General features: G+C 51.2%; 8 protein-coding genes. All 8 read right to left on the bottom strand.

Annotation, left to right across the window (positions count from 1 at the left end):
- Positions 1-64: 64 nt before the first annotated feature.
- Positions 65-4,093 carry a DNA-directed RNA polymerase subunit beta gene (rpoB, locus tag OCH02_RS25070; protein ID WP_261433535.1) on the bottom strand — a complete coding sequence of 1,343 codons (4,029 nt, stop codon included), beginning with the start codon at positions 4,091-4,093 and terminating at the stop codon, positions 65-67.
- A gap of 334 nt (positions 4,094-4,427) precedes the next feature.
- Complete coding sequence (gene rplL / locus OCH02_RS25075; RefSeq protein WP_012004743.1) at positions 4,428-4,793, bottom strand: 50S ribosomal protein L7/L12; 366 nt, start codon at positions 4,791-4,793, stop codon at positions 4,428-4,430.
- A gap of 62 nt (positions 4,794-4,855) precedes the next feature.
- Positions 4,856-5,353: a 50S ribosomal protein L10 gene (gene rplJ, locus OCH02_RS25080; protein ID WP_004953935.1), complete on the bottom strand. Its 498-nt coding sequence runs from the start codon at positions 5,351-5,353 to the stop codon at positions 4,856-4,858.
- A gap of 329 nt (positions 5,354-5,682) precedes the next feature.
- Positions 5,683-6,387 (bottom strand): 50S ribosomal protein L1, encoded by a 705-nt coding sequence (gene rplA / locus OCH02_RS25085; RefSeq protein ID WP_012004742.1) that lies wholly within the window; start codon positions 6,385-6,387, stop codon positions 5,683-5,685.
- A gap of 3 nt (positions 6,388-6,390) precedes the next feature.
- On the bottom strand, positions 6,391-6,819 hold the full coding sequence (gene rplK, locus OCH02_RS25090) for a 50S ribosomal protein L11 (protein ID WP_006323135.1): 429 nt from the start codon (positions 6,817-6,819) through the stop codon (positions 6,391-6,393).
- 158 nt (positions 6,820-6,977) lie between these two features.
- A complete protein-coding gene (gene nusG / locus OCH02_RS25095; RefSeq protein WP_012004741.1) occupies positions 6,978-7,523 on the bottom strand; it encodes a transcription termination/antitermination protein NusG in 546 nt (181 codons plus the stop codon).
- Between the two features lies 1 nt (position 7,524).
- A complete protein-coding gene (gene secE / locus OCH02_RS25100) occupies positions 7,525-7,908 on the bottom strand; it encodes a preprotein translocase subunit SecE (RefSeq protein WP_012004740.1) in 384 nt (127 codons plus the stop codon).
- Positions 7,909-8,165: 257 nt separating this feature from the next.
- A partial coding sequence (locus OCH02_RS25105) for an EF-Tu/IF-2/RF-3 family GTPase (RefSeq protein WP_261433536.1) occupies positions 8,166-8,611 on the bottom strand: 446 nt, incomplete at its 5' end.

Raw genomic sequence — 8,611 nt, forward strand, 5'->3', positions numbered from 1 at the left:
CCCGTGTGACCTGAACAACCACCCTCAGGCTCCCTAAGGCCGGGAGCCTGAGCCGGAAAAACGATTACTCGCCTTCCAGTTCGATGTTGATACCGAGCGAGCGGATTTCTTTCAACAGTACGTTGAAGGACTCCGGCATGCCTGGTTCCATGCGGTGATCGCCATCCACGATGTTTTTGTACATCTTGGTACGGCCGTTAACGTCATCCGACTTAACGGTAAGCATTTCCTGCAGGGTATAAGCTGCGCCGTATGCTTCCAGTGCCCACACTTCCATCTCACCGAAGCGTTGACCACCGAACTGCGCCTTACCACCCAGCGGCTGCTGAGTAACCAAGCTGTAAGAACCGGTTGAACGGGCGTGCATTTTATCGTCAACCAAGTGGTTCAGTTTCAGCATGTACATATAGCCAACGGTAACCTGGCGCTCAAATTGCTCACCGGTACGGCCATCGAACAGCGTAATCTGACCCGAGGTTGGGATCCCGCCCATTTCCAGCAGTTGCTTGATTTCACTCTCTTTCGCACCATCAAACACCGGCGTTGCGATTGGCATACCTTTTTTCAGGTTCTCTGCCAGACGCAGTACTTCGTCGTCGGTGAAGGTGTTCAGGTCAACTTTCTGGCAGACATCGTCGCCCAGATCGTAAGCCTTCTGAATGAACTCACGCAGCTTGGCCACTTCCCGGTGCTGCTTCAGCATTTGGTTAATCTTCTCACCAATGCCTTTCGCAGCCATACCCAAGTGGGTTTCCAGGATCTGACCGATGTTCATACGTGATGGTACGCCCAGCGGGTTCAGTACGATGTCAACCGGCGTGCCGTTTTCATCGTAAGGCATATCTTCGATCGGGTTGATCTTGGAGATAACACCCTTGTTACCGTGGCGGCCTGCCATCTTGTCACCCGGTTGGATCTGACGTTTAACAGCCAGATAAACCTTAACGATTTTCAGCACGCCTGGTGCCAGATCATCGCCCTGGGTGATCTTACGACGCTTGGCGTCCAGCTTCTTCTCGAAGTCGGATTTCAGTTCGTCGTACTGCTCTGCCAACTGTTCCAGCTGGTTTTGCTTTTCTTCGTCGGTCAGGCCCAGTTCCAGCCAGCGATCGCGTGGCAGCTTGCTCAGCTTTTCAGCTTCAACACCGCCGGCAACCAGCACCGCATGGATACGTGCGAACAGACCAGCTTCCAGGATTTGCAGTTCTTCAGTCAGGTCTTTTTTCGCCTGCTTCAGCTGCATCTCTTCGATTTCCAACGCACGCTTGTCTTTTTCCACGCCATCGCGGGTGAAGACCTGCACGTCGATAATCGTACCGGAAACGCCGTTTGGTACGCGCAGAGAGGAATCTTTAACGTCAGACGCCTTCTCACCGAAGATCGCACGCAGCAGCTTCTCTTCTGGCGTCAGCTGGGTTTCACCTTTCGGTGTTACCTTACCAACCAGAATGTCGCCACCGGTCACTTCAGCACCGATATACACGATACCGGACTCATCCAGTTTGGAGAGCGCAGCTTCACCCACGTTAGGGATGTCGGCAGTGATCTCTTCAGGCCCCAACTTGGTGTCGCGAGACACACATGCCAGCTCCTGGATGTGGATAGTAGTGAAGCGATCTTCCTGAACGACACGCTCGGACACCAAGATGGAGTCTTCGAAGTTGTAGCCGTTCCATGGCATGAATGCCACGCGCATGTTCTGGCCCAACGCCAGTTCACCCAGGTCAGTGGATGGGCCATCTGCCAGCACGTCGCCGCGCTCGATTGGCTCACCCAGATTCACACACGGCATCTGGTTGATACAGGTGTTCTGGTTAGAACGGGTGTACTTGGTCAGGTTATAAATATCGATACCTGCTTCGCCCGCGAGCATCTCGTCTTCGTTAACTTTAATAACGATACGGGAAGCATCCACGTACTGGATCACACCGCCACGTCGAGCTACGGCAGTAACACCGGAGTCAACAGCTACAGCACGTTCCATACCGGTACCTACCAGCGGCTTATCAGCGCGCAAGGTTGGAACCGCCTGACGTTGCATGTTCGCACCCATCAATGCACGGTTGGCGTCATCGTGTTCCAGGAATGGAATCAGTGAAGCACCAACGGATACAACCTGCTGGGTTGATACGTCCATATAGTCAACCTGGTCGCGGCTGAACAGGCTTGATTCGCCTTTGCTACGACAGGTGACCAGATCTTCTACGAAGCGGCCTTCATCATCCAGGTTGGAGTTCGCCTGAGCGATAACGAAGTTGCCTTCTTCAATAGCAGACAGATAGTTGATTTCATCGGTAACCAGACCGTCACGCACGCGGCGGTACGGAGTTTCCAGGAAGCCATACTCGTTTGTCTGTGCGTACACGGACAAGGAGTTGATCAGACCGATGTTTGGACCTTCCGGCGTTTCGATTGGGCACACGCGACCGTAGTGAGTCGGGTGTACGTCTCGAACTTCAAAGCCGGCACGTTCACGGGTCAGACCGCCTGGGCCCAATGCAGAGATACGACGTTTGTGCGTAATCTCGGACAACGGGTTGTTCTGGTCCATAAACTGAGAAAGCTGGCTGGAGCCGAAGAACTCTTTCACCGCCGCCGAAATCGGCTTGGCGTTGATCATGTCCTGTGGCATCAGGGTGTCCAGATCGCCCAGGGACAGACGTTCTTTAACCGCACGCTCAACACGCACCAGACCTACACGGAACTGGTTCTCAGCCATTTCGCCGACGGAACGGATACGACGGTTGCCCAAGTGGTCGATATCGTCCACTTCGCCTTTACCGTTACGGATACCGATGAGCTTCTTCATCACTTCAATGATGTCGTCTTTGCTCAGGATACCCGAACCTTCGATCTCGTCACGCAGCAGAGAACGGTTGAACTTCATACGACCAACCGCAGACAGATCGTAGCGGTCTTCAGAGAAGAACAGGTTCTCAAACAGGTTTTCAGCAGCTTCGCGCGTTGGCGGCTCACCAGGGCGCATCATGCGGTAGATTTCTACCAGTGCGCTCAAACGATCGCTGGTTGGATCGACACGTACAGTCTCAGAGATGTACGCACCGTGGTCCAGATCGTTGGTGAACAGCGTTTCGATACGCTTGTGGCCTGACTGGCTCAATTTGGCCAGCAGATCCAGCGACAGCTCCATGTTGGCTGCGCAGATCAGCTCACCGGTATTGGTATCGATATAGTCCTTCGCGACCACTTTGCCCGCGATGTACTCAACCGGTACTTCAATACTCTGAATTTCGTCTTTTTCGAGCTGACGGATATGACGAGCGGTGATACGACGGCCTTTCTCAATGTAGATCTTGCCGTTGGCTTCGATATCAAACGAAGCAGTCTCACCACGCAGACGTTCTGGAACCAGCTCCATCTGCAGCTTGTTATCACGGATCTCGTAAACGACTTTCGCAAAGAACAGGTCAAGGATCTGCTCAGTGGTGTAGTTCAGTGCACGCAGAATGATGGTCGCAGGCAATTTACGGCGACGGTCGATACGCACAAACAGGTTGTCTTTCGGGTCAAACTCGAAATCCAGCCATGAACCGCGGTAAGGGATGATACGTGCGTTATACAGCACTTTACCCGAAGAGTGGGTTTTACCCTTATCGCTGTCAAAGAATACGCCAGGACTACGGTGAAGCTGAGATACGATAACCCTCTCAGTACCGTTGATCACAAAGGTGCCGTTTTCGGTCATGAGCGGAATTTCGCCCATATAGACTTCTTGTTCCTTGATGTCTTTGACCGTACCTTCCGGAGCTTCACGCTCATAGATGACCAGGCGCAGTTTTACGCGCAGCGGTGCAGAGAACGTCACACCACGGATCTGGCACTCTTTGACGTCGAAGACCGGCTCACCAAGACGGTAGCTAACGTATTGCAGCTCCGAATTGCCACTGTAGCTCTGGATAGGGAACACAGAACGGAACGCGGCTTCTAGGCCGTGCTGCCCTTCAGGATCTTGCTCGATAAACTTCTGGAACGAATCAAGCTGGATAGAAAGGAGATATGGTATGTCCAAAACTTGTGGACGCTTACCAAAATCCTTACGAATACGTTTTTTCTCGGTATAGGAGTAAACCATAGGGTTCCTCAGCTCGCTGGAAAGTCGAACCTATTTGTCCGCCCGGATATAGGACGGTTCACGCAACACCATTTTGTCGACCGGAAAGCGGGAACACTTTCCGCAATACTCGTTTCTATCACGCTTAAATCATTTCGTTGCGTTGTGCGGCAGATTTGGCTGCGGCAGGGAAGGCAATATATTAAGTCGTCGATAGAAAGAAATATTGGGGTTAGCCAGTAGCCAAACAGTGTGAAACTCTACTGACGCCCTACAGCGCAAAAAGGCTGGTGACCAAAAAGTCACCAGCCATCAGTCTGTTAGTTAAAACAGACTGCACTCAGAAAGCAGTGGCTTATTTAACTTCAACTTCAGCGCCAGCTTCTTCCAGAGCTTTTTTCAGTGCTTCAGCGTCGTCTTTGCTGATGCCTTCTTTCAGTGCTGCTGGTGCAGACTCAACCAGGTCTTTAGCTTCTTTCAGACCCAGGCCAGTTGCGCCACGTACTGCTTTGATTACTGCAACTTTGTTCGCGCCGATACCTTTCAGTACAACGTCGAATTCAGTTTTTTCTTCAACAGCTTCAGCAGCAGCAGCAGGACCTGCAGCTACAGCAGCAGCAGAAACACCGAACTTCTCTTCCATAGCGGCGATCAGTTCAACGATTTCCATTACAGACAGAGCTGCAACGCCTTCGATAATTTGGTCTTTAGTGATAGACATAACAAATGTTCCTAAAATTCAGAAATAGTTTAAATACGTAAGCAACGGATAAGAAAAAGGGCTTATGCCGCTTCTTTCTGATCGCGCAGTGCAGCCAGAGTGCGAACCAATTTGCCAGCAGCGGCTTCTTTCATGGTTGCCATCAGGCGTGCGATTGCTTCATCGTAAGTAGGCAGAGTTGCCAAGCGGTCAATTTGTGCCGCAGGGATCATCTCACCTTCAAAGGCCGCAGCTTTAATCTCGAACTTTGCATTCGCTTTCGCGAAATCTTTGAACAGACGAGCAGCAGCGCCCGGGTGTTCATGAGAAAATGCAATCAAGGTAGGACCGACGAACGTGTCTTTCAGGCATTCGAATGGAGTGCCTTCAACTACGCGACGCATCAGGGTGTTACGAACAACACGCATGTAAACGCCAGCTTCACGACCTGCTTTACGCAGTTCAGTCATTTTATCAACGGTAACGCCACGGGAATCCGCAACAACCGCAGACAGCGCGCCTTTGGCTACTTCGTTGACTTCAGCAACAATCGCTTGTTTGTCTTGAAGATTTAATGCCATTAGCTTTTTGCTCCTGGATTTAGCCGGGGGAAATCCCCGGCACTCACATCACTCAACACCTTGTGATAAATCACGCAGTGAGAGCGTTCAAACACGGTGAGCAGAATCCAGCAAAGACAATTTAAAATTTTCTTTAGGCTCTGTCACCGTCTACGCAGGAAGAATTAAGTATCTTGCGATACACCTGCGGTCTTGGACGGAGGCCTGGATAGGCCAGGCTCCAACCGAAAAATCTTTGTTTCGCTGTGGCTATTGCCAATAGCAAAACCTTGGGGGATAAGATTCTAGACAAATCTTAGCCCCAAGTCAAAGCGATAATCGCAGGGCGATTAGTTCGCTACAGCAGTCAGGCCGCTTTGATCGATAGCAACGCCAGCACCCATGGTGGTGGAGAGGCTAACTTTCTTGATGTACACACCTTTAGCCTGAGATGGTTTTGCTTTTTTCAGCGCAACCAGCAGAGCTTCCAGGTTTTCTTTCAGCTTGTCTGACTCGAAATCAACCTTACCGATAGTGGTATGGATGATGCCGTTTTTGTCGTTACGATAACGAACCTGACCTGCTTTAGCATTTTTCACTGCTTCAGCAACGTTCGGAGTAACGGTACCCACTTTCGGGTTTGGCATCAGGCCACGTGGACCCAGGATCTGGCCCAGTTGACCAACAACGCGCATTGCATCCGGAGAAGCAATAACAACGTCGAAGTTCATTTCGCCTTTCTTGATCTGGTCTGCCAGATCTTCCATACCTACCAGCTCTGCGCCAGCAGCTTTAGCTGCTTCAGCGTTAGGGCCCTGAGCAAATACGGCAACGCGAACAGAACGACCGGTGCCGTTTGGCAGAACGGTAGCGCCACGAACGTTTTGGTCAGATTTACGAGCGTCGATGCCGAGGTTAACAGCAACGTCAACGCTTTCTACGAATTTAGCGGTGGCCAGCTCTTTCAGCAGAGCAACAGCTTCGGTGATGTCATACTGTTTAGTAGCATCAACTTTGTCACGGATCACGCGCATGCGCTTGGTCAGCTTAGCCATTTCTTAATCCTCCACTACCAGGCCCATGGAACGAGCAGTACCTTCGATGGAGCGAGTCATCGCTTCAACGTTGGAACCAGTCATGTCCGCAGCTTTGGTTTCTGCGATTTCACGTACCTGAGCACTTGTCACTTTACCTACTTTGTCTTTGTTCGGCTTGCCTGAACCAGACTTGATACCAGCCGCTTTTTTCAGCAGAACTGCTGCTGGCGGGGTTTTGGTAACGAAAGTGAAGGAGCGGTCAGAATAAACAGTAATAACAACCGGAATCGGCAGACCTTTCTCAACGCTGTCAGTCTTAGCATTGAACGCCTTACAGAATTCCATGATGTTAACACCTTGCTGACCCAGAGCTGGACCAACTGGCGGACTTGGGTTCGCCATACCGGCTGCAACTTGCAGCTTAACGTAGGCTTGTACTTTCTTGGCCATTTACAATTCCTCGGTTTGGGTAATAACGCCTCGCAAGAGGCTCCCCGTGTTTCACCTCACTCTAAAGAGCAAGGTCTATAAAAACAAAAGGCGCGAAATTATAGTTCAATTTCGCGCCTCTGACAAGCGGCAAAAACCGCTTGTTGCTGATTAATTGATCAGCCTTTTTCAACCTGAGCGAAGTCCAGTTCCACCGGCGTTGCACGGCCAAAGATGGAAACGGAAACTTTCAGGCGGCTCTTCTCGTAATCCACTTCTTCAACAACACCGTTGAAGTCAGCGAATGGACCATCGCTAACGCGGACCAGCTCACCCGGTTCGAACAGCGTTTTCGGACGCGGCTTATCACCAACCTGCTGCAGGCGGTTCATAATCGCATCGACTTCTTTGTCGCTGATCGGAGCCGGACGGTCAGAAGTCCCGCCGATGAAACCCATTACGCGTGGAACGCTACGTACCAAGTGCCAGCTGGCATCGTTCATCACCATCTGAACCAGTACGTAGCCCGGGAAGAATTTACGTTCACTTTTGCGACGCTGGCCGCCACGGATTTCAACAACCTCTTCCGTAGGAACCATGACTTCGCCGAACAGTTCTTCCATATCATGCAGTTTGATGTATTCACGCAGCGATTGCGCTACGCGACCTTCAAAACCGGAAAACGCCTGAACGACGTACCAACGTTTTTTTGGAGCTTCAGACATTTTAGAACCTCAGGCCAGTAATAAACGATACCAGACGGACCAGAATACCATCCAGCCCCCACAGAATCAGTGACATCACGGCAGTTACCGCGGCAACGATCAACGTGGTATGTAGCGTTTCCTGACGAGTTGGCCAGATCACTTTGCGTACTTCAGTACGCGCTTCGCGTGCAAACGCAACGGTGGCTTTGCCTTTGGTCGTCATCAGCGCCACAGCGCCTGCAACAGCGATAACCACTACAACGGCCAGCGCGCGTAATGGCAGGCTGAAATCACGGTAGAAATAGTTACCGACAATCGCTACAACCAACAGAACAGCGACGATCAGCCATTTAGCCGTTTCCAGGCCGCGCCCGCTCCCTTGAGCCTCGGTATTCGCACTCATAAACCAACCTGTCACAATGAATTCAGAACAGACAACTTTGCCTCGCACTGCAAGGCAAACCAAACCGATCAAATGCTGCTCGGCAGCATTTCGGTGTTTTACGCTATGACGTATTTCAGTCAATACGCTTTAAGAGCCCATCTCACCAATGATTATGACTGCAAAATCGCTGATGAGATAGGTTCTAGTTCACAGCGTAGAAAAAGGGCATCAAATGATGCCCTTTTACCGCGTGTCGCGTCAAACGTTATCAGCGATTAAGCGATAACTTTGGCAACAACACCAGCGCCAACAGTACGGCCGCCTTCACGGATTGCGAAACGCAGACCGTCATCCATCGCGATTGGGTGGATCAGGGTGACTTTCATGTTCACGTTGTCACCAGGCATTACCATCTCAACGCCTTCTGGCAGTTCGATGGTACCGGTCACGTCAGTGGTACGGAAGTAGAACTGTGGACGGTAGCCTTTGAAGAATGGAGTATGACGACCACCTTCATCTTTGCTCAAGATGTACACTTCTGAATCGAACTGAGTGTGCGGCTTGATAGAACCTGGTTTAGCCAATACCTGACCACGTTCGATGTCTTCACGCTTGATACCACGCAGCAGAACACCAACGTTCTCACCAGCACGGCCTTCGTCCAGCAGTTTGCGGAACATTTCAACGCCGGTACAGGTAGACTTAACGGTGTCTTTGATAC

It is taken from the genome of Serratia quinivorans, assembly GCF_946227985.1.
In the GTDB taxonomy this organism is placed as follows: domain Bacteria; phylum Pseudomonadota; class Gammaproteobacteria; order Enterobacterales; family Enterobacteriaceae; genus Serratia; species Serratia quinivorans_A.